We start from the raw sequence: 24951 nt of genomic DNA on the forward strand, positions 1-24951 counted from the left end.
AAATGCGGGACGGGGATTCAGAAACCGGCGGTGACGGTCGCCGTTTCGGGAACGGCGCGCGACACGACCCGGCCATTCGAGATCACGCAGAGCCGCGCCGGGCGCAGGCGCAGCGCCTCGATCGGGTCGGGCGCGTCCAGCACCACCAGGCTGGCACGCCTGCCCGGTTCCAGCCCGAAATCCAGCCCCATGATCTGCGCGGGCGTCCGTGTGACCATGTCGAAGGCCGCGCGCATCTGGTCAGGGGCCGTCATCAGCGCCACGTGCAGCCCCATATGCGCCACGTCCAGCATGTCGCCCGAGCCCAGTGGATACCACGGGTCGCGCACGCAATCCTGGCCGAAGGCGACGGTGACACCCGCCGCGCGCAGTTCCGGCACGCGGGTCATGCCGCGGCGCTTGGGATAGGTATCCATCCGGCCCTGAAGCGTGATGTTGATGAGCGGGTTGGGGATGGCGGCGACCTGCGCCTCGGCGATCAGCGGGATCAGCTTGGCGACATAATAGTTGTCCATCGAATGCATCGAGGTCAGGTGCGATCCCGCCACTCGCCCCTGCAGACCGCAGCGGATCGTCTCGGCGGCCAGAGTCTCGATATGGCGGCTGAGGGGGTCGTCGCTTTCGTCGCAATGCAGGTCGACACGCAGGCCACGCTCTGCCGCCAGTTCGCAGGCGGCGCGGACCGAGGCCGCGCCATCGGCCATCGTCCGTTCGAAATGCGGGATGCCGCCGACCACGTCGACACCGGCATCCAGCGCGCGAATGACCTGCTGTTCCGCGCCCGCCGCGCGATACCAGCCGTCCTGCGGGAAGGCGACCAGTTGCAGGTCCAGTACGCCCTTCACCTGCTCGCGGACCTCCAGCAGCGCCTCGACGGTGCGGAAGGTCGCGTCGGTCACATCAACATGGCTGCGGATCGCAAGGACACCGCGCGACACCGCCTGCCGGCAATAGTCCAGCGCGCGGGCCACGATCTCGTCCCGGGTCTGGAGTGCCTTGAGTTCACTCCACAGCGCGATCCCTTCAAGCAGCGTGCCCGAGGCATTCACTCGCGGGCACCCGTAGGACAGGGTCGCGTCCATGTGGAAATGGCAGTCGATCAGGGGCTGGCTGACCAGCTTGCCGGTGGCGTCGATCACCTCGGCCGCGTCGGCAGCGATTCCGGGCTCGACCGCCGTGATCCGACCGCCAGCGATGGCAATGTCGGCCTGCGTTCCGTCAGGCAGAACGCCGCCGCTGACCAGGATATCGACGCTCATGCGGCCTCCATCACGTGTTCGGCGCCGGGCGCCCAGCTGAGCCAGAACCGCTTGCCCGGTTCCGGCGCCAGCGATTCAAGCTGTGCCTCGGTGACCTGTGCCTTCAGTTCGGCACCGTCCGGCCCCTCGAAATAGCAGATGATGCCAGTGCCCGCGAATTCCTCGGAGACGAATTCCGCGGCGATGGCGCGGCCCTCGGGCTGCTCGGCGCTGACCGTCATGCGATCGGCGGCGACGACCAGTTCCTGCCCCGGCGCCTCGCCCGGCAGGATGTTGTTGCGCCCCACGAATTCCGCGACAAAGCGGGTCTTGGGCGCGCGGAAGATCTCTTGCGGGCGGCCGATCTGGGCGATTTCGCCATGGCCCATGATGACCACGCGGTCGGCCATGGCAAAGGCCTCGGACTGCGAATGCGTAACATAGACAAAGGTGATGCCCAGTTCCTTTTGCAGGCGGGTCAGCACGCCTTGCATGCGGATCACCAGGTGCGCGTCGAGCGCGCTAAGCGGTTCGTCCAGCAGCAGCATCTGCGGTTCGGTCACCAGGCTGCGCGCCAGCGCCACGCGCTGCCGCTGGCCGCCCGACAGCTGGTCGATGCGCCGCTTCTCGAAGCCTTTCAGGCCCATCCGCTCCAGCCACAGCATGGCGCGGCCGTGGCGTTCGCTCTGTTCGACGCCGCGCATCTTCAGGCCGAATTCGACGTTTTCCTTTACGTTCAGGAACGGAAACAGCGCCAGCGACTGCCAGACCATCGGCGTGTCGCGCTCATGCGCGGGAACGTCGTTCATCACGTTGCCGTCGATGGTGATGGTGCCGGCGCTGGGCGTCTCCAGCCCCGCCAGCATCCGCAGGGTCGTGGTCTTGCCACAGCCCGAGGGGCCCATGATCGCCACGAACTCGCCCCGCCCAATGGTCAGGTCGATCCCCTTGACTGCCTGGAAGTCGCCATAATTTTTCGACACGCCGTCGAAGCGCACCAGCGGATCGTCTGTCGTCATGTCGCGCTCTTTTTCAGGATCAGAAGCTGGGCCACCACGACCAGCGTCATGGATGTCAGGAACACCACCGTGCCGATGGCGTTGATCTGCGGATCGACATTGCCCTGAAGAATTTCAAGGATCATCACCGGCACCGTCTTGTTCAGGCCCGAGACGAACCAGGCCACGATGAACTCGTCGAAACTGACGGCGGCGGTCAGGCAGAAGGCCGAGATCAGCGCGGGCAGGCAGAAGGGCACCACCACCGACCGCATAGTGCGCCAGGGCGAGGCGCCGAGGTTCCAGGCCGCGGCCTCGAGTGCGGGGTCCATCTGCGACAAGCGCAGCCGGCAGATCGCCATGGCAAAGGGCGCGCCCATCACCGTGTGGGCGATGACGATGCCGGTCAGCGTGCCCGACAGGCCCAGCCGCCCCAGCCAAGCCAGCATAGCCAATCCCATGATGACCAGCGGGATCGTCGGCGGCAGCAGGGCGAGCGCCAGATAGGCAGGCTTGAACCGGAAGCCATAGCGGAAATCGGTATAGGCAGTGGCAAAGCCGAGAGCCGTCGACAGTGCCGCCGCGCAGGCCGCCACGACCAGGGAATTGCCGAAGGCGGTCCAGACCTCCGGCCGGGCAAAGGCAGTCTGATACCAATGCGTCGTGAAACTGCCCAGCGGGACCGTGGGAAAGCGGTCGGAGTTGAACGAAAACACCATGCTGGTGACGATCGGCGCAAAGACGAAGGTGAACAGGGCCACCAGGTAGAACCGCGAGAACAGGGTGCCGCGCATCATTTGCGCCTCCCGTAGGCGGCGCCGACGGCGGCGAAAGCCACGACGAACAGCGTCACGATCATCATCACCGCAACGACCGCCGCGCGGGGCCATTGCTGGCCGGATTTCGTGGTGTCGATGATCAGGATCGACAGGGTCGGCGGTTTCGACCCTCCGAGGTAGAAGGGCGAGACGAAATCGCCAAAGGACAGGATGAAGGCAAAGACGCACCCCACGATCAGCCCGATTTTCGCCGCCGGGACGATGACCCGGACCAGCGTGGCGCGCGGGTTGGCGCCCAGGTTCCAGGCCGCCTCGATCAGGTTGCGGTCGATATTGGCAAGGCTGAAGGTTTGCAGGATCACCACCAGCGGCAGGACCAGCGTCATGTATCCGACCATCGCGCCGAAGCCCGAGTTCAGCATGGTGAACGGACCCAGGCCGACCCAGCCCAGCACGCCGTTGATCGGACCGCTTTCCGCCAGCAGCACCTGCCACGCGTAGATCCGCACGAGGTAGGAGGTAAAGAAGGGCACGATCAGAAAGAACAGCGCCCAGCGCCGCGTCGTTTCTGACACGCGGAAGGCCAGCGCGAAACTGGCGGGAAAGGCGATCAGGCTGGCGAGGATCGCGGCCAGCGTCGCCCGCCAGACGGTGACCCAGTAGGCATCCCAGAAATAGCCCCGGCCCAGCATCCTGTCCCAGTTGTCCAGGATGAAATCCGGCTCCATCCGGTAGTTGCGGACCAACCAGAAGGACATGGCCACCATCAGCACCAGCGGCCCGACAAAGAACAGCCCCTGCCAGATCAGCAGCGGCAGGCGCCAGACATAGGGATAGGCAGAGGGGCGTTCGGACATGGGCGGGGCTTCGGGTTCGTTGCGGCCCCGGAGGCGATCCGGGACCGGTTTCGCGGTTGCTTGTGCAGGATGCCCCGGCACGCGGCCGGGGCGCCGACGTCAGGCCGTCTTGTATTCCGACCAGAAGTCGTTCCAGTCCTCGAGGCTCTGCTGGCGCGGGATGTCGCGGAAGAACAGGCGCCCTTCGGACAGCAGCTTGATCGGCGACTGGTCATGCCCTTCGATCAGGCCCGACCGCTCGGCCTCGGCCGGGTTGGCGTCCTGGATCGCCTTCCAGCCGGATTTCAGCGGCGAGAGGCCCGGATAGGCGGCCATCTGGATCGACTTCACCTGGCCTTCGGGCGACAGCATGTACTGGATGAACTTGTTGATGATGTCGTGCTTGGTCGTGCCCTTGCCGATCGAGTAGCTTTCCGTCCACTGGATGCCGCCCTCTTCGGGGATGACCGAGGCGACGGGCGCGCCGTCCTTTTGCAGGACACCGGTGATCCAGTCGCCGATGCCCGCCATCGCCAGCATCTCGCCGTTCTTGAGCGAGGCGAAGGTGCCGCCATAGTCGAAATAGCCACCGACCTGCGGTTTCAGGCTCAGCGTCTTTTCCATCACCGCGTCCCAGGCCGCGCCGTCGATGTCGAAGGGCGACGGGTTGCGGTTGCCATTCAGCAGCGAGATCTGGCCCAGGCTGGGCAAGTGCCAGTCGAAATGGCCCACCTTGCCGGTCACCTTGGGGTTCCAGAAGGCGTTGTAGCTCATGGCTTCTTCGCGGGTCAGCGCCTCGGTGTTGTAGGACACGCCCAGCAGGCCGAAGCGCACCATGACCGACCAAAGCTGGTTGTCCGTCCAGTGCCCCGGGAACTTCTGGTACTCGGGGAAAAAGTCGTCGAACGGGTAGAGCGACGGGTCCATCTCCTCGATGTAGCCTGCCGCGTTCAGCTGCTGCACGAACTCGGCATCGGACAGGATCAGGTCATAGGTGCCGGGCGGGGATTGTGCGATCAGCGCCAGCATGTTGTCGCCGCCGGCATAGTATTTCGGCACGAACTTGACGTTGTTGGCGGCCTCGAACTCGGCCACCATGTCGGGCTCGGCATGGCCGTACCAGGCCAGCATGTTGATCTGCACCGGCTCCTGCGCCCAGGCGCGGCTGATCATCGGCGCAGTCAGCGCGACGCCCGCGGCGCCGCCCAGCATGCGCCGCCGGGTCATGGTGAAGGAAGATTTGGACATTTCGCCTCCGTGTCGGGCGGCGCATGCTGCGCTGCGCCGTTTTTCATTTTTTTGCTCACGCGGCACAGTCCGGCCGCCGTGATGCGCAAAGATTAGTGACAGTTGCGGGACGTTGGGAAATTTGCAGTTGGAATACCTGCATCAGCATATCTTATGAATGCATGCGTTTCTTGACCTTCTGGATATGCTCCAGCAGCTCTTGCGCCAACCCGTGCCCCGCCGCCCGAAGCGCCGCATGCTTGTAGAACAGCCCGATCTGAAGCGGCGCCAGCGGCGGAAACCCTTCGTCCGGACGCCCGACCCGCATGCCCGGCGCCAGGGTCGCCGGGGTCAGGGCCGTGGCGCCCAGACCGGCCAGGACAGCGGTCTGCAACCCGGCCACATCACGCGAGACAAGGGTCGTGCGCCAACTGCGCCCGGCGACCCGCAGCGCGCCGCGCATCCGCGTGGCATATTCGCAGGGATCGGGATGACGGACGATCGGCAGCGGCTCCTTCCGGCCGAGGACAAAGGTGTCACGCACCGCCCAGAACGGCTCGACCAGCGTGGTTTCGACGAGATAGGGCACATCGCCCTCGGGCACGATGGCGACGCAGATATCCAGCCTGTCCTTTGCCAGCGCCTCGCGCAGGTCGCGGGAGGCAAGGCTTTCGATGTCGATTCGCACGTCGGGATGCCGTGCGGCAAAGCCCGCGATCGCCTCGAGCAGGAAGGCATGGGAGAAATCCGTCGGCACGCCGACACGGATCCAGCCCGACAGCGCCGCCTCGGCGAAATGCGCCACGATATCGTCGTTCAGCCGCAGCATCTGCCGCGCATAGGGGCCAAGCGCCACCCCCGCCTCGGTCAGCGCGAATTGCCGCCCGGCGGTCTGGATCAGCTTGGCCTGCAAGAGGTCCTCCAGCCGCCGGATCTGCAGGCTGATGGCTGGCTGTGTGCGGCCCAGCGCCTCAGCCGCGCGGGTGAAGCCGCCCAGATCGACGACGGTAACGAAACTGCGCAGGAGGTCGGTGGGAATGTTCTTCATCGCGACGCCATGATGATTTCTTATGATTATATATCAACAATCAATTTTCCATATGAAAAGCGTGTCGCTAGCCATGTGAAAAAGTCGAAGGGGTTTCGCGTGAACCGCCCAAATATCAAGCAAATGCTCAAGTCCGACGCGCCTGTCGTCACGCCGGTGATTCATGTTCAGGACGCCGCGCAGGCCCTGCGCAACCTGGACGTGCTGGACGGGGCCGGATGCCCCGGCGCCTTCCTGATCAACCACGATTTCCCGATGGAGCCCTTCCTGCCGATTCTGCGTGAGATCCGCGCCGCCCGGCCGGACCTTTGGCTTGGCGTGAACTTCCTGGCGCAGCCGGGCGACATCGCCTTTCCGGTGCTCGGAGAACTCGCCCGCGAGGGTCACGTGTTCGATGCCTACTGGGCCGACGATGCCCGGATCGACGAGCGGGAGGACGTGCAGGCCGAGGCCGACACCATCGCCCGGATCCGCCGGGAAAGCGGCTGGCAGGGGCTCTACCTGGGCGGCGTCGCCTTCAAGAAGCAGCGCGAGGTGCCCGAGGCGCTGTATCCGGTCGCCGCCCGCAAGGCGCTGCCCTGGATGGACGTGATCTGCACCTCGGGCGTCGCCACCGGGTTTGAACCGGACCTGTCCAAGATCGAGACCTTTCGCTCCGCCATCGGGGACGCGCCGCTGGCCATCGCCTCTGGCATCACGCCGGGCAACGTTCACCGCTACGCGCCGCTTGTGGACATGATCCTGGTCGCCACCGGAATCAATTACGACAATGACTTCTACAACATAGATCCCGTGCGGTTGAATGCCCTGCTGACGGCCGCACGCAACCACGGAGTGTCCGCATGACCGATCCGAAAGGCCCCCGCGATGATCGCTGGTATCTGTCCCTGATGTCGCCGAACACCAAGGGCCCGCAATTCGCCTGGCTCGACCCGACCTCGATCTACATCAATGCCGTCGCCTTCAACGACCTGCTCGACGACCTCTGCGCCGAGCTCGATCCCGCCGGGATCGACGTGGTGGCGGGGCTGGATGCGATGGGTTTCGTCCTTGGCAGCGCACTGGCCGCCCGGCTGAAGCGGGGCTTCCTGCCGATCCGCAAGGCGGGCAAGCTGTGCGTCGACACCGACCGGGTCACCTTTTCGAACTACTCGGGCCGCACGCAGGACATGGAGATGCGCCTGCCCGCCTTTGCCGCGGGCACCCGCGTGCTGCTGGTCGATCAGTGGGTCGAGACCGGAGGCACGATGGATGGCGCGATCCGCCTGATCGAGCGCCAAAAGGGCACGGTCGCCGGGATCGTCACCATCGCGATGGAGGAAAACCCCGCGACCGACGCCTATCGCGCCACGCACAAGGTCGTCACCGCCGTCATGCAGGACACGCCCTGGCAGGCTGAATGCAATGCGCAGCGCCTGTCGAGCTTTGACAGCTATGCCGCAGAGCGCACCTTTCCCACCGCCGGGCGGACGCCGGCCCCTGCCCCGGCCGGCTGAAACCCGCAGCACTTCGGCTCAACCCGCCTCGTCCAGCGCCGCACGCAGAGCGGCTGCATAGGCGTCGAAGCTAAAGTCACGCGCCCGCTCTCTTGCGGCCCGCGACATGGCGGAGCGGGTTTCGGGATCGTCGGCCAGCGCGAGGACGGCCTTGCGCAGGGACTCGCCGTCACGCGAGTCGATACAGTAACCCTGTTCGCCATGGGTCACGATCTCGGCCGGACCGCCGACAGGCGGCGCGATCACCGGGATGCCGAAGGTCATGGCCTCGGCCAGCGTCAGGCCGAAGGTCTCGATCCACTGGTCCACCCGGGCAAGGTTCAGCACCAGGTCGGCGCGGGTATAGAACAGGGCCGGGTCGTCGGTACGCGGATGGATGGTGACATTGGACACACCGGAATGCCGCGCGGCAAAGGCGCTGACCTCGTCGGGTTCCGCATTCAGCACCAGCTCGAAAACGATGTCGGACCGGTCGCGCAGCGTCGCGGCCAGCGCCATGAACTCCTCCACCCCCTTGTAGCCGCGCAGCGAGGCCAGCATCAGCACGGTGAACGGCCCCTTCTGGCGGGGCGCCGCCTTGGCCGCGCGGGCCGCCAGCGCCGGGCTGACCGGGTTCGGCACGATCCGCGCCGGCGGGCCATCGATCGGCAGACGCGCGCGATGATCGTTCGAGACATACAGCAGCAGGTCGGCGCACCGCCCCGCGCAGCGCGTCAGGAAGCGCCGCAGCGGTCCGGGCGAGATCGACACCTCGTGGACATGCACAACGACCCGCCGCCCGCTGCGCCGCCCCCAGAGCATCGCCCCGAAGGGCAGCAGCGTGTTGACGAAGACGGTGGCATCGCGCGGAATGTCGTCGGCCCGCGATAGCGCCCGGTACAGCGCGACCTGGCTGGCCATGTAGGTGAACAGCGTCACGATCCGGTGCGGACTGCGCCGATACCAGTAGCGGCGGGTCGGCACGCCTGCCTCCTCCAGCACGCCGCGTCCCTGCGAGCCGACGTAAAGCAGGCCCTCCTCGCGTGCGTTCAGCGCCTCCAGGGTGGAGCGCAGCACCGTCGGACTGCCCGAGCGATCGTTGAGCAGGTGACAGAAGACGATCACCGCAACGCTCGTGGAGCCCGGGCGTGACGGTCGGCGACGATCCGGTCGACGATGGCCGCCGCTGCGTCTTCGGGGGCGCCGTTGTTGTCGATGCGGATCAGCCAGCCACTATCGGCCAGTGTCCCGTAACGCGCGTTCAGCGCCGCGATCCGCTCCATCGTCAGTTCCTGCTTGCGGCGGTGGATCTCGTCCGGGTCGACATGGATGAAGAAGGCGTAATGCGGCAGCGGCAGGATGCGCCCCATGGCCAGCAGCAGCGGCATCGGCAGCGCGATCCGGCTGCGAAAGCTGTCCGCGATCATGTCGTAGTAATAGCGGTCGAACAGCATGACCTCGCGCCGCTTCAGCACCGGCCGCACGCTGCGGAAATAGCCGCCCATGTAATCCAGCCAGTAATAGGCCAGCCGCGCCGCAGACCCCCCCAGCCCCGAGGGCTTCGCCCGGTGCGGCTGGTCGTAGTTCACGTCCACGGTCTCGACCGCGCGGGCCTTTTTTGCCACTTCTGCGATGCGCGGCAGCATGGTGGGCCGGAAATGGGCGTAATGCACCGCACCCTCGCCGTAGATGGCGCCAAGCTGGGTGATCACCATGTCGATCACCGTGGTCTTGCCCGCTCCGTCCGGCCCGCTGACCGACAGGAACACGCCATGCGGACGCAGCCGGTCGCGCAGGCGGAAGCCCATGAAGCGCAGGCTGCGCGGCAGGGCGGCCAGCCCCTGCGCGGCCCAGAGCCGGGCCAGGGCGCGGCGGCGCTCCGCCCGGGCCAGAACCAGGGTCGAGCCTTTGCCCGCGGCCAGCGCATCCACCAGTTCCGTCGTGCGCGCCGGGGGCAGAAAACGCGACAGGCTGCGCACCAGCGCGGCGCCCTCCGCCCCGGCGATCGCCGCGAAATCCGCGTCGTATTTCGCATGCACGGGACGGCCCACCAGCAGGTGAAACAGCCACTTGTCCAGCAACAGCACGCGGTCCGCGACCACCGGCACGCCATTGTGGTGGCGCAGGTCCGCCAGCATGTCCCCGGCCGACAGGATCTCGATCCCGTAGACCTCGCTGCGGATGAAGAAATCGATCTTGATCTGTTGCAGCCCGCCATCCGCATCGCGCCGCACCAGCGCGAACTGGGTCAGGCGTTCGTCAGCGAAATGGTTGCCAAGGCGCAGGCCCATGCTACGCGCAGTATCCGCCACCAGCGCGCAGGCGGCGGACAGGTCGTCCGGGTGCACCACGATGTCGATGTCGCGTGCGCCGACGCTGTCGGGCAGGTTCTCGTAGTTGCGCAGGACCGCGTGGCGCAGCCCGGCTTCGGCCATGCCGCCGAACAGCGCCCCGAGCGCCTCGGCCTCGAACGCCGCCTGGCTGTCGGATATCACGTCCTTCATCGGGTCACCTTCTGGGTCGCGATCTTCTGGCGGATCAGCTTGGGCGACATCACCCCGGTCAGCATCAGATACCAAGCGAGCCCGGCGAAATTGCGCCGCGCATAGGCGAAACCGGCCTGCTTGTAAAAGCCAGCCGCCTTGTCGGAGCGCCAGTCGCCGAGCCGCTCCCAGGAGCCGCGCGACGCTATGAAATCGGCCAGGCTGCGTTCGGGCCGGCCGGCGCGGCGGCGGCGCAGGCAATCCTTGATCCAGCGCATCTTGAGTTGCATGTGCCCGAGGTTCCTCGTCGAGAGCGATCCGAGCGGCTTGCGATAGCGCAGCAGGCTTTCCGGCAGGGTCAGGAAATAGCGCCCCTGCGCGCCGAGGTCGGATAGCCGGCACCACAGGTCCAGGTCCTCGGAGAAATCCTCGTAGCGGATGCCCTCGGCATTGGGCATCACTGCCTGGCGGTAGCCGCCCACCGCCAGCGCGTCCGCCTTGCGGAACAGCGTGCAGGGCACCATGAACAGCAGCTTGGCCTCGCGGTAGATGCGTTCGAATGCGGCGCGGCTTTCGGGGCCGACGCGCTGCAACCCCAGGTCGTTGCCCTCTTCGACGAAATAGGTGGTGTAGCAGCCCACGCCCACCAGGTCGGGATCCGCGGTCAGCGTTTCGTGCAGCCGCGCCAGCAGGCGTGGATCGGCGATGTCGTCGGCGTCGACGAACATCACGAGGTCGGCGCGCGCCTCGTCCAGCCCGCGCTGGCGGGTAAAGGCGGTGCCCCGGTTGCCGGTGTTTTCCAGCACCCGCAGGCGCGGTTCGCGCGCGGCATGCTCGTGCAGCACGGCAACCGTGTCATCCTTCGATCCGTCGTCGATGGCGACGATCTCGAAATCGGCGAAATCCTGGGCGCGCAGGCTGTCGAGGGTCCGCGGCAGGGTCGCGGCGGCGTTGTAGCAGCAGACCACGATGGAAATGGCGGGAAGGGTCACGCAGGCACCTCCGCGGCCCTGCCGCCCGGAAGGCGCTGCTTGAGAAACCGGTAGAGCGGACGCTCGACCCAGAGGAAGAACAGGTGCCCCACGACGACGGCCGCGACGACGAGCAGCACGAAATCCAAGGCCAGTGGCAGTTGTGGGAACAGTCGCGCCAGCACCAGGTCAATGATCCGCAGGGTAAAGATGTGGCTGAGATAAAGCGCGTAAGAGGAATCCCCCAGCGCCACGAACAAGCGGGAAACCGGGCTGCCGGCCCGCTCTGCGCCTTGCAGGCCTGGACGCAGGATCGTCGCGGCCACGAGCGCCGCTGCCGGCAGGCCGAAGAACGGCAGGCGCCACCAGGTGGCCAGGTCGCCGTTGCTGTAGAACACAGGCGAAACGCAGAGCACCGCCAGCCCCGCCGCCACGAGGGCAATCCGGGCAGCACCACCCACCGTCATGCCACGGGTAAAGGCCCAGGCGATCCAGATGCCGCAGAGGAATTCGATCAGCAGGGCGCCGCTCATCATGGCAAGGATTGGCAGGCCGGGTTTCAGGATCAGTCCCAGCATAACCGATCCCACCATGAAGACTGTCATCACCGGCAGCGCCACCCGCCTCGGCACCAACAGGACCGCGCCGAAGATCACGTAGAAATACATTTCGAAGTTCAGCGTCCAGCCCGGCCCGACCGGCGGGCTGATGTCTCCGGCCGGCGATTGCCACGGGATGAAAAGGTAGGAAGCTCCGATCCAGGTCCAGTCGACGGATCGCGAGTTGAACAGACCGGGCAGCAGAACCAGCCCCGCCACCGTCAGCGTGGTCAGCAACCAGTAGGTCGGCACGATCCGCACCAACCGCCGCAGCAGGAACCGCCCCATCATGCCCGGACGACCGAAATCCCCCCGATGCACGAAATACATGATGAACCCGCTGATCACGAAGAAGATGTCGACCCCCGCCTGTCCCAGCCAGGCAAGACCGACGAACAGCGGCGCGAGGGCGTCGGACCCGCCTGCCGACAATTCGCGCTCGGCATGGAAGAACAGGACCGCCAGCGCCGCCACGGCCCGCAGTATCTGGATATCGTCGATATGGGCCTTCATGGCACCTCTCTCGGCTTGCCGGCCGCCGAGGTGCCGGACAGGGCATCCCGATAGACCTGTTCGACCTGCCTCGACAGCGCATCATAGGAATGGCGTTCCAGCGCGATCCGCCGGGCTGACGCCGCCAGGGCCTGTCGGCGGTCTTCGTCTGCCGCCAGTTCGCCGATGGCACGGGCAAGACCCTCGGCGGGCGCCTCGTCCTCGGACAGTGGCACGGTGACGCCCGCCTCCTGGCCCACGGCGCGGCCCGTGGCATCGCCCGCGATGCACACCACCGGCAGGCCGGTCAGCATGGCCTGCAACACGATGGTCGCCAGCCCGTGATGGAAGCTGGGATACAGGAACAGGTCGCCCGCGTGCAATTCGTCGATCAGGCGCTCCATCGGCACCTTGCCGAGGAAGGTGACGCGCGCGCCCTGCGGGTGCGCTCGGGCGACGGCCTCCATGTCCGCCCGGAGCGGGCCGTCGCCGATCACCACCAGGTCGGCGTCGGCCCCGGTCTCCAAAAAGGCAAGCGATGCGTCCAGCGCCATGCGCGCGCCTTTCCAGTCCTTCAACTCGCCCGCATAGACCAGCCGCAGGCGCGGTCCACGGGCCAGATCCGTCTTTGGCCGGGCAAGGCCGGGCAAGTCTGCGATGCCGGTCTGGGTGAAGGGTCGCAGGCGGGCGGCCAGGCGGCGCGGCATCGTCTCTGGCGTGTGGCTGAGGATGATGTCCGCCCGCGCCGCGGTCAGGCGGGTGAAGGGCTCGACCGTGCGCAGGAGCCCGCGCATCGCGACCCGAAGCCCGTCCTTCAGCCGGGATTTCAGCGACAGGTGCCGCAGGATGACCGGGTGCGTGTCCTCGCTGCCCACCGGCCCCCAGACGAAGGGCCCCGGGCACAGGGCAAGCCCGGCGGGCATCCAGTCCATCCCGCCGATCAGGTGGTGCAGGACATCGGCGGGTTCCCTGCGCAACAGGCGCCGGGCGCGCAGACCGACACCGATCTGCCAGAGGTAATAATAGACCAGAAAGAACCGCTTTCCCTTCTTGTAGAAGCGGAAGATCCACGGCAGGTCGAAATACTCGAAGGTCAGTCCGGCAGGTCTTGGCACCTCGGCAAAGGTGGCTTCGTGCACGGGGCGCAGGTTGGCGCGGGTGATGACCCGCACCTCGTGCCGCTTGGCCAGCGCGTTGACCATGCGCCACCCTATCTCGCCCTCGCTGCCGCGGCCGGTCTCGCAACTGTAGGCAGAGATCAGGATCTTCATGACCGGACCTCGCCCTGTTCGAGGGCGTTTTCCCGGCTTGCCGCCCAGGCGACCTGGATGACGATCAGGCCATACCAGAAGACCTGGGTGTTCCAGGCGGAAAACGACATGAAGATCAGCCAGAACCCGATCAGCGGCGCCGTCGTCCTGTTGGCCTGGCGGAAGGCGAAGATCCAGGCGAAGAAGGCCGCCATGATGATGCCGTAGACCACCGCGAACCCGGGCACGAAACCGGCGGGAATCTTTTCCCCCAGACCCGGAATGCGGCCCAGGAAAAAGCGTCTCAGGCCATCGCTGCCGTAGCCGAACCAGAACTCGAGGTCGAGAATCGAGGTTTCCTTCATGTAGATCAGGGCCGGAATGATGCGCACCGCGCCGCTCTCATCCGCATCCAGAAGGGCGTCCGCATCGAGCGTGCCAAGGTTGGCCAGGATCGCCGCGACCCGCTGGAGCGGTCCGAAATCGACGAGCAGGAAGAGCGGCCAGATCAGGAAACTGGCGCTGGTCAGGAAGATGACGAGGATCAGTGATCGGGACATGAAATACACGAGAATGATCGCAGCCGCCGCCAGGGCGCTGCCGCTGAGGAGCATGGTCGTCAGAAAGGCGAGAATGACCTTCTGGCGCGTTCCGGGCGACTCTTCGGCATGGCCCGGCAGCACCGGCAGGCGGTCAAGCACCAGGTAACACAGCATGCTGATCCCGACGACGCGGCCCAGCTGCGAGGGTTCGAAAGCGAGGGAGTTGTAGCTCCACAAACCCCTGGTTGATCCGAGGTTGGGGATCGGCAGGCCGACAAGCGAGGCTGCCATCTGGATGAGGGAGAGGATCGCGAACGCATAGATCAGCGTCCGCATCATGCCCTGCACGAAGGCGCGCTTGTCTCTCACCCGGTCAAGCATGCTGGCGATTGCGAAATACCCCATGGCATAGACCAGGGTCAGCAACACTGATCCGAGTTCGCCCCGCCCGCCCACGAACAGGCCCTGCATGGCCATGAAGGACAGCAGCAGAAAAGCCCAGAAGGCCTGACGGTGCAACCTGAGGCCGAAAACGAAGAACAGAAGGCCACCCAGCATCGCCGCGAACAGGACAAGGTAGTTGCGCAGGCCCGCGTCCACGAAGGCGAATATGACGACGGCGTAGGAGACCAGAATGAAGGTCAGGAAATCCCGCGATGTCAGGACAAGGGATTTCGATCTCATGTCTTACCCGAGTTCGTGGACAACGTGTTCCGCATGAACAGCCGACTCTTCTTCAACTTTCGACCGACTTGCCGCGTTTCAGCAGCCGCTTGCGCAACCAAAGGGTGATCGGCTTTTCGAAATAGATGAAGCTGGCGGCGGAGAAGACGAGACACAGCAGGACCGTCAGGACAAAGATCAGCGAGGACGGCATCCAGGGCGCGAGCTTGTGCAGAACGACCACGGACAGCACCCCGACCATCGGATGCGTCAGGTAAAGCGAATAGGAGGCATCCCCCAGGAAGGTGAGCAGTTTCGGGATCGCCTGCCCGATCCGGTCCTCGAGCGCGACGAACCCGAGCACGATGGCGCCCATGTGAACCTTCGTCACGAGGAGCCCCTGCAACGCGGCCAGCGGCACGAAGGTCGCTGCCGTTCCCGCCGCGATCAGCGCCACTGCGATCGGCACCGGCAGCTTGCGTCCGGACAGATACCACTCACCGATCAGGATGCCCCAGACAAAGTTGAACAGCGCCGGGCTCAGCAGGTAGGCGGCAGTCGGCCAGGCCTCCGTCTTCAGGAAAGACAGCGCGCCCGCCGCCAGAAGAATGGGGATCGTGAACCGGGTGGGTCTCTTGCCCAGCAGAAGGGCCAGCGCAAACAACGCATAGAAGGCCATTTCGAAATTCAACGACCACCCGACGCCGTAAAAGGCCTCGATGTTTCCGTCGGCGTTCTTCGCGGGCAGGAAAAGCAGCGAGTAGACGACGTTGGACACGGTCGGATTGGCCGCGATCATGCCCGGGACCAGCACGAAGCCCAGCAGCTTGGCCGCGTTCACCGCCCAGTAAAGCGGCACGATCCGGATCAGCCGCGACAGGGCGAAGTAGCGCACGAAACCCGGCTCGCCGGAATGCGGGCTGGCCGTGACCGTCATGATGAAGCCCGAGATCACGAAGAACAGGGCCACGCCCTGGGCGACCTCGCCGAGGATGCGCACATCCGTGTCGACGCGGTGATGGACGAAGAAACTCACATGCGCGATCAGGACCATGCCGGCTGCGACGAACCGCAGGAACTGAACCGTCTCGACCGACCTGGTCGCGGCAGGGGCTGCGGCCGCGGGCCTCGGGATGTCTGCCATGTCCGTCGTCGCACTCATCCGCTCAGTCCTTTCGTCCAACCCGCGTCCCGGCAGCGTAATCGCGCAGCCGCCTCGACAAGGTCCGTCCCCGGACCAGGCCCAGCGACGCCGAGCGCGATCCGGCCAGCAGTGTCCGCCGCAGCGCTCCGTAGCCGCCATGCGCCTCGTGGAAGCGGCTGCGACTCTGCATCCACAGGCGGAACCGCGGCAGGGGATCGCCCTTGGCGCCGCCGCGGTGAGCATGCAGCGCATGAATCCCCGGATCCATCATCATGTGCCAGCCCGCGGCCCGGACCTGCGCCATCAGTATCGATTCCTCGCAGTAAAGGAAAACCGACTCGTCAAAAAATCCCACCTGTCGCAGGAAATCCACCCGGACCAGGAAACAGGCGCCCGAAACCTTGGCAACCCGGCAGGGTGCCTCGGGCAGCGGCGGGGATGCCTTGCGGCGCCGCGACAGGCCAGCCACCAGCATCGAGACCGGCCAGAGCAGTTCCTCGACAAAGCCGGGCTCTGTCATCGGGTTTTCCTGCGCGCCCGAGAGGTTGCTCAGCGCCGAGCAGGTCACCGCCGCTTTCGGATCGGCCACGATCAGCGCGGCCAGCCGGCGCACATAGTCGGGATCGGTGATGCGAACGTCCGGATTGACGACCAGCACCGCGTCGCAGCCGATCGCCGCCGCCAGCCGCGCGCCGATGTTGTTGCCCGCCGAATAGCCGGCGTTGACGGCGTTGCGCAGGAAGACCGCCGGCAGGGCCGCATCCGCATCGCCGCGGGCACCGTCTGCCTCGATGACGCTTCCCCCGGGAAAGGCAGCGAGAAAGTCCGCCTCCATCCGCGCGCGGGACCCGGGGCACGAGGCGTTGTCGACCACGATCACCCGCAGGTCGACGCCGCGTTGGGCGATCAGCCCCGCCAGGCAGTCCGGCAGATCCTCGGTGCTGTTGTAGGTCAGGACCACCGCCCCGACGCGCAGGCCGGACCCGTTCATGCGCCAACCTCCGCCGCGTCCATGAGACGGTCGATCATGGCGGCGCGCACCGGGCCATCGGCCCAGTCCGCCAGCGGGCGATCCGCCTCGTCCAGTCGGCCCAGGTAGAACACCGCGTGACAGGCCAGCGACATCAGCAGCGCACGCCCGGCCGCCGGTGCGTCTCCGCCGAAATGCGCCGCGGCCAGCGCCTGCCGCAAGGCGGGCAGGCAGTCGGCTTGCCGGTCGGGGGGGATGGTGGCCAGCAGGAAATGCGCCAGGTCGAAGCCTACGGGCCAGTCGGGCCTGGCATACTCCCAGTCGAAGACATAAAGCCGCCCGCCCTGGAGAAAGCTGTTCCACGGCGTGAAATCCCCGTGCACCAGGCAGACCGGGATCGTGTCGGCCATTGGCGCCAGTGCCGTGCGCACCCGTGCGATCCGGTCGGTCCAGCCCTTCCCGGCGCGCGTCGCAAGCGTCGCCATCCGTTGCGCCAGCCCGTCCAGCACCAGCCCGGCACCGGTTCGCCGGGTCCTGTCCCGCAACTCTTCGAGAAAGCGCAGATGTGCCGGCCCCGGCTGGCGCGGCGCACTGTGGGACGCGGATTTCAGGCTGTCGGTGACCAGCAGCGTCAGCGCCGCGTCGTCGCGCAGCGACAGCACCCGCGGCACATCCGCCGACGCAAGGCCCATCCCGGCCAGCTGTCGCAGCACCTTTGCCTCGTTGCGCACATAGGTCCGGACATGCGCCGCGCGGCTCAGCTTGGCATAGCCGAGGATCCCGCCGGTCTTGTCCATCACCTGCAGGGCGGTCTTGCGATGTGGCCCCTCGGTGCCAGTGAAACAGGCCATGTGGGCGGCCTGCCCATCAAAAGCGCCGGACAGGTCTGGCAGCCCCGACAGCCGAACCTGGCCACGGCCCAGCATCCCGAGCGGTCCGACCCGCGCCAGCCCGCGCATCGCCACCTTGGCCAGCCCGGCCGCCGTGGTGACCGGTTGAAGCATCTCCAGCCCCGCCGCCGTCGCCCGGCGGCTGTCCAACGGCAGCAGCCACCAGCGCGGGTTCGACCGCGCGGCAACAACTGCAAAGGCCTGCCCGCCCGAAGCGACAGGCGTCACACCGAGTGCAGCCATGTCACCCAGAAAGGCCCGGAACGGCCCCGCCTGAAGGATATCGTCGCCCAGCGACCTCATGGGCGGCCGGCATCCGCATCCGCGTCCGAGGCCGAGGGCCAGGGAGGCACGAGGCCAAACTCGCGTTCGAGGAAGGCCGCCTGACGGCGGGCAAACGCGCCGAAGTCGTGGCGCAGACTGTCGGGCACGCCATCCTTCTTGACGGGTCGGATGTTGAACATCTCGGTCCAGAAGACGATGGTCGGCCGCAGCTTGCGCGGCACGAAGGCGCGCAGCACGCGGCGGGCGATATTGTCTCCCTTGACCAGCCGGCTGAGCAGCTTGAACCGGACCTCGCCCGACTGGTGGACCCGGACGTTCACGTTTTCGGGGATCACCTCGTCGATACCGAGAAAGGCGCAAACCTGCCGCATCACCGCCTCGGGGCGCTTGTCCAGGTCTTCCTGGAACAGGATCAGCAGCCGGTCGCGGCCATAAAGCCGCAGGTATTCCGACAGCACGCGCTCGTAGTCGGAAAACTGGAGATACCGCGCGGTCTCCGGCGCGTCGGTGTCGGTCTCGTCCGTCGCCAGCGCTGCAGCCATGGCCGCTTCGGGGGCGCGGGTTTCCTGCTGACGGCGGCATGTCATCTGGTAATGCGACCAGGCCCGGTCGATCGGGTCGCGAAGGATCGCGATGATCCTTGCGTCGGGCAGCGCGTCATGCACCCGCCGCGCGATCTCGGTCGAATACATGTATTGCGGCGAGACCTCGCCCGCCAGCCGGTCCTTCGGGCAGGTGGAAAAGAACTCCTGCGAATACCACTCAAGCCCCTTGGGATAGAGCATCGGGCTGGAAAAGAACTGCAATTCCTTGCGGCCAGGCAGGAAAAGCTGCGGATGCTTCGACAGCAGCACGAACAACGACGTGGTTCCGCCCTTCTGCGCGCCGACGACGAGGAAGTCGGGGAGTCTCATGTCCTGCTCTCCGCGTCCTGGGCCGTCTCCGAGGGGCTGTCATCGGTCCTGCGGTGGCCAATGACGCGTGCCGGAACACCACCGACGATGTCGTAGGGCGCCACGTCGCGGGTTACCACCGCCCCGGCCGCGACAATGGCCCCGGTGCCGATGGTGACCCCCTTCAGGATGGCCGCGCCATGCCCGATCCAGACGTCGTCGCCGATCAGGATGGGGGCGGTGGTGATGCCCTGCCGGTTCATCGGGATATCGGTGCGGTCAAAGGCGTGGTCGGTGTCGCGGATGGTCACGGCCTGTGCGATCATCACGTCCCGGCCAACGGTGATCACGGCGTTGCAGCCGATGACCGCGTAATCGCCGACAAAGGTCTTCTCGCCCAGGAACAACCTTCCGGTTCCCTGGATGACCACGCCGACACCGATGGTGTTGTGCCCGGCAGTCACGAGTCGAAGCTGGGACTTGCGCCCCTCCTGCCCTCCCTGGAAACTGCGCATCACGACATTGCGGCCGATGCTGAGCGGGCCGCCAACCTCGAGAAAGCGCCGATACCGCAGCCGCGCCAGCCGGCTGACGATACCTTGTGCGACGCGCTCCACGAACCGTTCCAACGTCAGCATCCGGACCTCGACTTCATGCGACACCTGATGAAAAGCCAAAAAGGCGCCTGACCACGACATAGACATACAGCTTTGCCGTCACGATGCCCGCCGCAGCGCCAATGGCCGCGCCCATCGCGCCGTAGGTGCCGATCAGCAGCAGGCAGAGCATGGCATTCACCGCCAGCGAAAGCACGAGGCTGTAGAGCGTCTGCCGCTCGTGCCCGCCCATTGCCAGCAGCATCCCGCCATTGCCCAAGGCAACCGACAGGACTTGTGCGGCGATCAGGGTCGCCATCGGCAGGTAGGACAGGGCGTCGTAGGGCGCACCGAAGGTCCAGCCGATCAGGCTGCGGCCGAACAGCACCAGGATCAAGGCGACCGGCAGCGACGCGGCCAGCGTCAGCCGCGCCGATTGCAGGGTGATCCGGCGCAGGGCGCCCGCTTCCTGCGCGGTCATTGCCTGCACGAAATAGGGACCGAGGATGGAATTGATGAAGGTCAGCGGGAGCGCCACCATCTGCGCGCCGCGTTCGGCCACACGCATCTGGGCGACGGCCTCTTCCTGGCCGGAGAACCCCAGCAGAAGAACGGCGATCTGCGTGCTCAGCACTGTCGCGGCGCTCATCAGGACGAAGGGCAGGATCGACCTCCGCCAGCGCGGCAGATCGCCGAGGTCCGACATCGCGCCATGCACCTGAGACGGCTGCACCTGCCACAGCATAACCGATGCCAGCCCGAAGACCACGATTACCACGCAGAGATACCACCACATCGCATGGATGGCCGAGGACAGCCCCAGCCAGGCGAGGCCGAGATAGCCCAGGATCATCAACGCCGGTTGCAAGATCTGCGTCGGCGCCTCTGCCAGCATCGGGCGGCCGAGGCCCTTCAGGATACCGGCACGAATACCGTTCAGGCCGAGGAAGGGCACCAGAAGGAAGCCGATCAGCAACGGTCCGGTCGGTACGCCCCCGGCGGTCAGCCACCAGGTCAGCAGCCCCAGTGCGATCACCGCAGAGATGGCCGCGACCCAGCGATGGGCCGCAACGATCAGACCGCGATAGGCCGGCCAGTCCGTCTTCTGGCTGTAGGTGGCCACCTCGCGCGTCAGAAGCATCGGCAGCCCGCCCGAGACCGGGATCGCCAGCACGGTCGCCAGCGAGATGGCAAACCCGAAGGCGCCGAATTCGGCCACGCTGAGAGTGCGCGCCAGAACGATGTTGGCCAGAAGCATCAGCGGGATGCCCAGCAGGTAAAGGCCAGACACGCCGAGGAAGCTGCGCCGCAAGCGTCGAAGATCGAATACCTGGCTGGCCATGAGCGGACAGACCCTTTCGCGGATGCGCTGTCAGTCCCCGAGCAATGCCTTCAGATAGGCACCATAGGCGGTTTTGCGGAACAGGTCCGCCCTGGCCGCGAGCCCTGCCCGATCGATCCAGCCATTGGCAAAGGCGATCTCGTCTGGGCTGCCGGTCTGCATGCCCTGCCGCATGGCCAGGGTGCGCACGAAGTTCCCCGCATCCAGCAGCGAGGCATGGGTGCCGGTGTCGAGCCAGGCATATCCGCGCCCCATGCGCTGCACGTCCAGCGTGCCCTCGTCCAGATAGATCTGGAGCAGCGACGTGATCTCGAGTTCACCGCGCGCCGAGGGCTGCACGGATCGTGCCCGCTCCGGTGCGCGACCGTCGAGGAAATACAACCCCGTCACCGCGTAATTGGACGGAGGCACCTCGGGTTTCTCGATGATCTCGCGTGCCAGTCCATCCGCGCCGAAGGCCACAACGCCATACCGCTCCGGATCCGAGACATGATAGCCGAACACGGTGCCTCCGGTCTCTCTCCCATCGGCCGCCTGCAACAGGTCAGGCAGGCCGTGACCGAAAAAGATGTTGTCACCCAGCACCATCGCCGATGGCGCGCCATCGAGGAAATCCTCGGCCAGGATATAGGCCTGCGCCAGGCCGTCGGGCGAGGGCTGGACGATATAGGTGAAGGACAGCCCCCACTGCGATCCGTCGCCGAGAAGACGCTGGAACTGCGTCTGGTCTTCCGGCGTGGTGATGATCGCGATATCCCGGATGCCGCTCAGCATGAGCACCGAGAGGGGGTAGTAGATCATCGGCTTGTCGTAGACCGGCAGCAGCTGTTTACTGACACCCATCGTGATCGGATAGAGCCGCGTTCCCGACCCTCCGGCTAGAATGATGCCCTTGCGCTGCTTCATTGGCTTTCTCCGTCCGTGGCGCCACGCTGCCCTTGGCGTCTCGGCAAAAGGGATTGGAAATTACTGAGGATAGGGCCAACGGCCTGTCCAATAGATATCTTTGTCATCGCCCGCAGGCCATTCAAGCAGCCCCGGGCCGAATGGAAAACCCTCTTTCCGGCAGCCCTCTTGCAGCGCCTATAAAGAAGGCAGACTCTTGGTTCAAGGCACCTCGCCAGAAGGGTGTGCATCGCATGGGAAACCCATGGAACCCGCTCAGGATCAAGGCCCTTTCGCGCAGGTTCCACAAAACGCCGAAAGCCCCTGTCGACGACAGGGGCTCCAGAGTTTCAGCAGGGCCGGAAGATCAGTATTCGATCCAGCGCGACCCGTTCCACAGCAACGAACAGACCGTATTGCGAACAAGCACCTTGCTGGCGTTGGTCGTGGTGCGGATGTTGCTGTTGTTCGCAAGGGTCGTGTTGCTGTCGTTCACAAAGATGCGGATATCCTGCGCACCGCCGCCGACATGCCGCCCGGTGAAATTCGTGATCGTGGTGGCAGCCGTGTTCCCGGTCATGAACACGTTGCCGTCCATGATGCTCGGCGTGGCATTGCCATCCGGGAAGGTCACGATCGGATTGTTCACGATCCGCCCGGCCAGGACCGCCTCGGCGTCGTTCAGAGGACGCGGCTCGGGGCTGCGCGGCACATCCTCGCCCATCACGAGGACCGGTTCGCTGAAATGGACGGTTCCGGTTTGGGCGGCATTCTGGAAATGCGTCCGCAGTTGCACCTGAAGCGTGGTCATGACGGGCGCGCCGCGCAATTGCACGGTCAGGAACTCCCACTTGCCGGATCCCGTGTGCCTCATGGATCCGACGGTCGGCCCGCCGGCATTCGCCGCAATGGACCCCATGCCCGCAACCGAGGACAGACACCACACCCCGACCGTGATCGTCTGCCCCTCGAACTTGGCCGGCGGGTAGGTGCCAAGGCAGTTGAAGGTGACCGGGTTCGCGGTCGTCACAAGCACCTGTTGCAGCGTCACCGCGCTGTTCACGACATCAAGCGACATGACATAGGCGTCGCCGCGCGCCGGAGAGGTGAGCCGCGTCACCGTTCCAGTGCCGCTCTTCTGCCACCCTTTCGGCATTCCGGCGACGTCGATCGCCCGGAACCCCGCGTTGAAGATCAGGTTGCCCTGCCCTTTCGGCGTGCCCGCGCCTTGCGGGAAATTGAAGCTGATCGGGCGGATCTGGACGTCGTTGTTCGTGCCGACATCCTCGACCAGCGCATACGGGTTGCCATTGCCCCCGATCGACGCGAGGTAGACGTTCTGGAACTTGTTGGAATTCGCTCCCAGACCGCCCGACCCGGTGGTGAACTGCCACACCCGGGTGGGATAGACGCTGCCGAAGGGTTCGACATAGACCGTGTCGAAACTGTTCAGATGGCCCTCGATCTTGAACAGGGAACTGAAGGTCAGCGTGGTCATCGCGTCCAGCCGAGGGGTCGCGTTCACGTTGATGAACTTGTTGCTGTTGCCCTCGATGTGGAAGAAATCGACAAGCCGCCCGGTGATGAACACGTTGGTGAACGTGTTGGCATTGCTGTTGGGCAGGCCCAGGCCCGAAACATAAAGACCCACCGCGCCGTCACGGTTGTCGTTACGGATGTGGATGCCATTGAAATCCGTGTAGAATGATGCGCGCGAGTTCTTCAAACCAACAGCAAAGCTCGTTCCGTCAAAGTCGCGCAGCGTGATGTCGTGGTATTTCACGCCGAAGACCGAGTTTTCGATGCGGATGCCCGACTGTCCCGCCACCGTCGTGTCGGCCGTCAACTCTAGGCACTCGAGGCTGAGTCCGGTCACGATCGCGGTGCCGGTTCCGGTGAACTTCAGTTCTGCGCCGGGGTTGACGGTCTGCGAACTCCAGGCGGTGTAGAGCCCGCGCCAAGGCGCGGTGAGCTGGAGTGTGCTGGAGAACTCGTAGCGCCCGCCGGTCGCGGGCAGCACGATCGGCAGGCCCGACGCGGCTGCGGCGACCAGGGCCGCATTCTGGTTCTGTCCGGCAACCCCCGTCGCGCCAAAGGCGAGGATGTTTGCATAGCCGTCCGGCCCGGGGAGGACGTGCAGCTTGACGCCGCCCGCGGTCGTCAGATGGTGAGTCGTAGCATTCGCGGCCGCGACCTTGTAGGCAAAGGCGCCTTCACGCGTGCGGATGATGGCTCCGGTTGCAAAACCCGTCTCGGTCGAGGCGATGACCGACGCCGCGTTGTCATAGAGCACTTCGCCGAGCCAGCCCAACACGGAAGCCGTGCCGGACACGTTCTGCCGCACCTGGATGCCCGGCGCTGTCGAGACCAGGAACACATCGCCATTCGACGTTGCGGCCAGCCCCGCCGCCGTGCTGGCATGGATCGGCGCCCCGGCGGCAATCGCCGCAAGCTCGGCCTGCGTCCGTGCCGCCTGCGCGCCGGACCCGGCAACCTCCGCGACGGTCTGCGCGGCCAGCGATGCGGTGCGCGCGGCCTCGGCAACGGTGCGCGCGCCTTCCGCGCTGGCCTGCGCGGTTTCCGCCGCGACCCGCGCCGCAGCCGCGCCAGTGTGGGCAGTCTCTGCCGCGGTCCGGGCGACCTCGGTCGCGGACTGCGACGAGCCGGCGGCAACCTGCGAGGCTGCGGCCTTCGCCGCATAGTGAAGCGCGGAATGCAATCCGTCTGCGACGATCGAATCCTCGGTTTCCGCCGCCCAGCGCTGGGCAGAGAGCGCGGCCGTCGCAGCCGCCGATGCCGACGCCGCTGCCGCGACCTCGGCGGACCTGACGTCGATATTGTCAAACACCGCCACACGCTCGCCCTTCGGCGTCTCGATGACGATGCGATAGAGACCGTCCACGGTGTAGCAGGGTTCGAAGGTTCCGGTCTCGTCCGCGATCGTGGGATTGGCCAGCAGGTCGGTCAGACCCACGTCGGTGTAGAGCCGAGCCAGAACATCCGTCCCCTGATGATACACGTAGCGGCGCGCGCGCGCGATCTGCTCGCCGCTGGCCGTTCGCGCGATCATCGCGCCTTCAACATTGATGTATCCCATTGACAGCTCCTCGTGTGCTCCTAAGGTCCACCCGGCACGTCGATGCGTCGCATCCGTCATGCCGTCGAAACCCGGAAGCTGCTCGGATATGGTAAACGTTCCTTGGGTGCAGAGTGCGATGCGCTCCGCTGGACGCAACAAGGCGCGCACGCGCCACCCGGCAGCAGCAGGTTGACCGTCTGGTGACGAGTCCCTAAACCCGGCGGGAATTGCGTGTCTTTTTGGCCAAGACGGGCGGATCGCCTGTG

The 24951-nt window shown here is 65.9% G+C and carries 22 protein-coding genes; 2 read left to right on the forward strand and 20 right to left on the reverse strand.

Features of this window, described 5'->3' with window-relative positions; all coding sequences use genetic code 11:
* Window positions 1-17: 17 nt before the first annotated feature.
* From KB874_RS12460 to KB874_RS12485, 6 genes are all read right to left on the reverse strand, one after another.
* A complete protein-coding gene (locus KB874_RS12460; RefSeq protein ID WP_212536862.1) occupies window positions 18-1259 on the reverse strand; it encodes a cytosine deaminase in 1242 nt (413 codons plus the stop codon).
* Window positions 1256-2257 carry an ABC transporter ATP-binding protein gene (locus tag KB874_RS12465; protein WP_212536863.1) on the reverse strand — a complete coding sequence of 334 codons (1002 nt, stop codon included), beginning with the start codon at window positions 2255-2257 and terminating at the stop codon, window positions 1256-1258. Before KB874_RS12465 ends, KB874_RS12460 begins: the two co-directional genes overlap by 4 nt.
* On the reverse strand, window positions 2254-3033 hold the full coding sequence (locus tag KB874_RS12470; RefSeq protein WP_212536864.1) for an ABC transporter permease: 780 nt from the start codon (window positions 3031-3033) through the stop codon (window positions 2254-2256). Before KB874_RS12470 ends, KB874_RS12465 begins: the two co-directional genes overlap by 4 nt.
* Entirely contained in the window at window positions 3030-3872 is an 843-nt protein-coding gene (locus tag KB874_RS12475) for an ABC transporter permease (protein WP_212536865.1), read from the reverse strand. Before KB874_RS12475 ends, KB874_RS12470 begins: the two co-directional genes overlap by 4 nt.
* A 99-nt stretch (window positions 3873-3971) precedes the next feature.
* Window positions 3972-5099, reverse strand: a complete 1128-nt coding sequence (locus KB874_RS12480) for an ABC transporter substrate-binding protein (RefSeq protein ID WP_212536866.1) — start codon at window positions 5097-5099, stop codon at window positions 3972-3974.
* Between the two features lie 151 nt (window positions 5100-5250).
* Entirely contained in the window at window positions 5251-6126 is an 876-nt protein-coding gene (locus KB874_RS12485; protein WP_212536867.1) for a LysR family transcriptional regulator, read from the reverse strand.
* Between the two features lie 99 nt (window positions 6127-6225).
* Here KB874_RS12485 and KB874_RS12490 point away from each other — a divergent pair, with 99 nt between their 5' ends.
* Together KB874_RS12490 and KB874_RS12495 are read left to right on the forward strand one after the other, a co-directional pair.
* A complete protein-coding gene (locus KB874_RS12490; RefSeq protein ID WP_212536868.1) occupies window positions 6226-6972 on the forward strand; it encodes a beta/alpha barrel domain-containing protein in 747 nt (248 codons plus the stop codon).
* Window positions 6969-7622, forward strand: a complete 654-nt coding sequence (locus KB874_RS12495; protein ID WP_212536869.1) for a phosphoribosyltransferase family protein — start codon at window positions 6969-6971, stop codon at window positions 7620-7622. The genes KB874_RS12490 and KB874_RS12495 overlap by 4 nt, the downstream gene beginning before the upstream one ends.
* An 18-nt stretch (window positions 7623-7640) precedes the next feature.
* Here the strand turns inward: KB874_RS12495 and KB874_RS22920 are convergent, their stop codons facing one another.
* The 14 genes from KB874_RS22920 to KB874_RS12565 all read right to left on the reverse strand — a co-directional run bounded on the left by KB874_RS22920 (window position 7641) and on the right by KB874_RS12565 (window position 24703).
* Window positions 7641-8726, reverse strand: coding sequence for a glycosyltransferase family 4 protein (locus tag KB874_RS22920; RefSeq protein ID WP_212536870.1), 1086 nt, complete (start codon window positions 8724-8726; stop codon window positions 7641-7643).
* On the reverse strand, window positions 8723-10105 hold the full coding sequence (locus KB874_RS12505; RefSeq protein ID WP_212536871.1) for a nucleoside/nucleotide kinase family protein: 1383 nt from the start codon (window positions 10103-10105) through the stop codon (window positions 8723-8725). Before KB874_RS12505 ends, KB874_RS22920 begins: the two co-directional genes overlap by 4 nt.
* Window positions 10102-11076: a glycosyltransferase family 2 protein gene (locus KB874_RS12510; protein ID WP_212536872.1), complete on the reverse strand. Its 975-nt coding sequence runs from the start codon at window positions 11074-11076 to the stop codon at window positions 10102-10104. Before KB874_RS12510 ends, KB874_RS12505 begins: the two co-directional genes overlap by 4 nt.
* Window positions 11073-12167, reverse strand: a complete 1095-nt coding sequence (locus KB874_RS12515) for an acyltransferase family protein (protein WP_212536873.1) — start codon at window positions 12165-12167, stop codon at window positions 11073-11075. Before KB874_RS12515 ends, KB874_RS12510 begins: the two co-directional genes overlap by 4 nt.
* Entirely contained in the window at window positions 12164-13417 is a 1254-nt protein-coding gene (locus KB874_RS12520) for a glycosyltransferase family 4 protein (protein WP_212536874.1), read from the reverse strand. Before KB874_RS12520 ends, KB874_RS12515 begins: the two co-directional genes overlap by 4 nt.
* Complete coding sequence (locus KB874_RS12525) at window positions 13414-14622, reverse strand: hypothetical protein (RefSeq protein WP_212536875.1); 1209 nt, start codon at window positions 14620-14622, stop codon at window positions 13414-13416. The genes KB874_RS12520 and KB874_RS12525 overlap by 4 nt, the downstream gene beginning before the upstream one ends.
* Window positions 14623-14674: 52 nt before the next feature.
* Window positions 14675-15763, reverse strand: a complete 1089-nt coding sequence (locus tag KB874_RS12530) for an acyltransferase family protein (protein ID WP_212536876.1) — start codon at window positions 15761-15763, stop codon at window positions 14675-14677.
* A 4-nt stretch (window positions 15764-15767) separates the two neighbouring features.
* Window positions 15768-16736, reverse strand: coding sequence for a glycosyltransferase family 2 protein (locus KB874_RS12535; RefSeq protein ID WP_212536877.1), 969 nt, complete (start codon window positions 16734-16736; stop codon window positions 15768-15770).
* Window positions 16733-17908, reverse strand: a complete 1176-nt coding sequence (locus tag KB874_RS12540; RefSeq protein WP_212536878.1) for an aminoglycoside phosphotransferase family protein — start codon at window positions 17906-17908, stop codon at window positions 16733-16735. Before KB874_RS12540 ends, KB874_RS12535 begins: the two co-directional genes overlap by 4 nt.
* Window positions 17905-18804, reverse strand: a complete 900-nt coding sequence (locus KB874_RS12545; protein WP_212536879.1) for a sulfotransferase family protein — start codon at window positions 18802-18804, stop codon at window positions 17905-17907. The genes KB874_RS12540 and KB874_RS12545 overlap by 4 nt, the downstream gene beginning before the upstream one ends.
* On the reverse strand, window positions 18801-19412 hold the full coding sequence (locus KB874_RS12550) for an acyltransferase (RefSeq protein ID WP_212536880.1): 612 nt from the start codon (window positions 19410-19412) through the stop codon (window positions 18801-18803). Before KB874_RS12550 ends, KB874_RS12545 begins: the two co-directional genes overlap by 4 nt.
* Window positions 19413-19434: 22 nt before the next feature.
* The gene (locus KB874_RS12555) at window positions 19435-20721 is read right to left on the reverse strand and encodes an oligosaccharide flippase family protein (RefSeq protein ID WP_212536881.1); all 1287 of its coding nucleotides are present in this window, start codon (window positions 20719-20721) and stop codon (window positions 19435-19437) included.
* A 30-nt stretch (window positions 20722-20751) separates the two neighbouring features.
* The gene (gene rfbA / locus KB874_RS12560) at window positions 20752-21627 is read right to left on the reverse strand and encodes a glucose-1-phosphate thymidylyltransferase RfbA (protein WP_212536882.1); all 876 of its coding nucleotides are present in this window, start codon (window positions 21625-21627) and stop codon (window positions 20752-20754) included.
* 346 nt (window positions 21628-21973) lie between these two features.
* Window positions 21974-24703, reverse strand: coding sequence for a hypothetical protein (locus tag KB874_RS12565; RefSeq protein ID WP_212536883.1), 2730 nt, complete (start codon window positions 24701-24703; stop codon window positions 21974-21976).
* Window positions 24704-24951 lie beyond the last annotated feature (248 nt).

The organism is Thetidibacter halocola (assembly GCF_018224955.1).
GTDB lineage: Bacteria > Pseudomonadota > Alphaproteobacteria > Rhodobacterales > Rhodobacteraceae > Thetidibacter > Thetidibacter halocola.

What these genes read in the sequence shown, in the direction of transcription:
- KB874_RS12460 (WP_212536862.1), bottom strand. Translation starts at nt 1,259, where the DNA reads ATGAGCGTCGATATCCTGGTCAGCGGCGGCGTTCTGCCTGACGGAACG.
- KB874_RS12465 (WP_212536863.1), bottom strand. Translation starts at nt 2,257, where the DNA reads ATGACGACAGACGATCCGCTGGTGCGCTTCGACGGCGTGTCGAAAAAT.
- KB874_RS12470 (WP_212536864.1), bottom strand. Translation starts at nt 3,033, where the DNA reads ATGATGCGCGGCACCCTGTTCTCGCGGTTCTACCTGGTGGCCCTGTTC.
- KB874_RS12475 (WP_212536865.1), bottom strand. Translation starts at nt 3,872, where the DNA reads ATGTCCGAACGCCCCTCTGCCTATCCCTATGTCTGGCGCCTGCCGCTG.
- KB874_RS12480 (WP_212536866.1), bottom strand. Translation starts at nt 5,099, where the DNA reads ATGTCCAAATCTTCCTTCACCATGACCCGGCGGCGCATGCTGGGCGGC.
- KB874_RS12485 (WP_212536867.1), bottom strand. Translation starts at nt 6,126, where the DNA reads ATGAAGAACATTCCCACCGACCTCCTGCGCAGTTTCGTTACCGTCGTC.
- KB874_RS12495 (WP_212536869.1), top strand. Translation starts at nt 6,969, where the DNA reads ATGACCGATCCGAAAGGCCCCCGCGATGATCGCTGGTATCTGTCCCTG.
- KB874_RS12505 (WP_212536871.1), bottom strand. Translation starts at nt 10,105, where the DNA reads ATGAAGGACGTGATATCCGACAGCCAGGCGGCGTTCGAGGCCGAGGCG.
- KB874_RS12515 (WP_212536873.1), bottom strand. Translation starts at nt 12,167, where the DNA reads ATGAAGGCCCATATCGACGATATCCAGATACTGCGGGCCGTGGCGGCG.
- KB874_RS12520 (WP_212536874.1), bottom strand. Translation starts at nt 13,417, where the DNA reads ATGAAGATCCTGATCTCTGCCTACAGTTGCGAGACCGGCCGCGGCAGC.
- KB874_RS12525 (WP_212536875.1), bottom strand. Translation starts at nt 14,622, where the DNA reads ATGAGATCGAAATCCCTTGTCCTGACATCGCGGGATTTCCTGACCTTC.
- KB874_RS12530 (WP_212536876.1), bottom strand. Translation starts at nt 15,763, where the DNA reads ATGAGTGCGACGACGGACATGGCAGACATCCCGAGGCCCGCGGCCGCA.
- KB874_RS12535 (WP_212536877.1), bottom strand. Translation starts at nt 16,736, where the DNA reads ATGAACGGGTCCGGCCTGCGCGTCGGGGCGGTGGTCCTGACCTACAAC.
- KB874_RS12540 (WP_212536878.1), bottom strand. Translation starts at nt 17,908, where the DNA reads ATGAGGTCGCTGGGCGACGATATCCTTCAGGCGGGGCCGTTCCGGGCC.
- KB874_RS12545 (WP_212536879.1), bottom strand. Translation starts at nt 18,804, where the DNA reads ATGAGACTCCCCGACTTCCTCGTCGTCGGCGCGCAGAAGGGCGGAACC.
- KB874_RS12555 (WP_212536881.1), bottom strand. Translation starts at nt 20,721, where the DNA reads ATGGCCAGCCAGGTATTCGATCTTCGACGCTTGCGGCGCAGCTTCCTC.
- rfbA (WP_212536882.1), bottom strand. Translation starts at nt 21,627, where the DNA reads ATGAAGCAGCGCAAGGGCATCATTCTAGCCGGAGGGTCGGGAACGCGG.
- KB874_RS12565 (WP_212536883.1), bottom strand. Translation starts at nt 24,703, where the DNA reads ATGGGATACATCAATGTTGAAGGCGCGATGATCGCGCGAACGGCCAGC.